This is a genomic window from Bacteroides sp. 11BF, from assembly GCF_019633765.1.
Classification (GTDB): domain Bacteria; phylum Bacteroidota; class Bacteroidia; order Bacteroidales; family Bacteroidaceae; genus Bacteroides; species Bacteroides hominis.
The window spans coordinates 1-452 of record NZ_JAFKPJ010000088.1 but is presented as its reverse complement, the minus strand read 5'-3'; the positions used below and the strand labels follow the sequence as shown (position 1 = coordinate 452).

Below are 452 nucleotides of genomic sequence, written 5' to 3'. Positions count from 1 at the left end.
CCAAGTTCGTTTAGAACTTATACCAAACATCAAATTTTAAACCTAAATTAATAAAGAAAAGAATGAGAGAGAAACCGTAAATGACGTTAACCTGGTGCAGCGATGCTTTAGAAGTATCCTGTGCTCACTTTATCAATCAAAATTACAATCTAATAATTAATCGTATTTATGAGAAAATGCAACATGCGGTGGTTTAGTCCGCAAAGAATGAAAAAGCATCTGGCTTTTGCTTTGGCAGTTAGCCTGATAGCTATGGTACCTGTGAGTGCCTTCGCTCAAGTACTAAAGATTTCAATGACGAAGACAAACGTATCCATCGAGAGTGTACTGCGTGAACTTGAAAAACAAAGCGAGTATACTTTCTTCTACAATGACAATCAGGTAAAGCTGAACAAGAAAGTATCCATCAATGTGTCGGATGCCCCGATCGAAACTGTACTGAACGAAGTATT

Annotated in this window: 1 protein-coding gene; it reads left to right on the top strand. The window is 37.4% G+C overall.

The genetic code is table 11. The annotated features are described in order from the left end of the window. Nucleotides 1-168: 168 nt before the first annotated feature. A partial coding sequence (locus tag JZY04_RS21100) for an STN domain-containing protein (protein WP_181996547.1) occupies nucleotides 169-452 on the top strand: 284 nt, incomplete at its 3' end.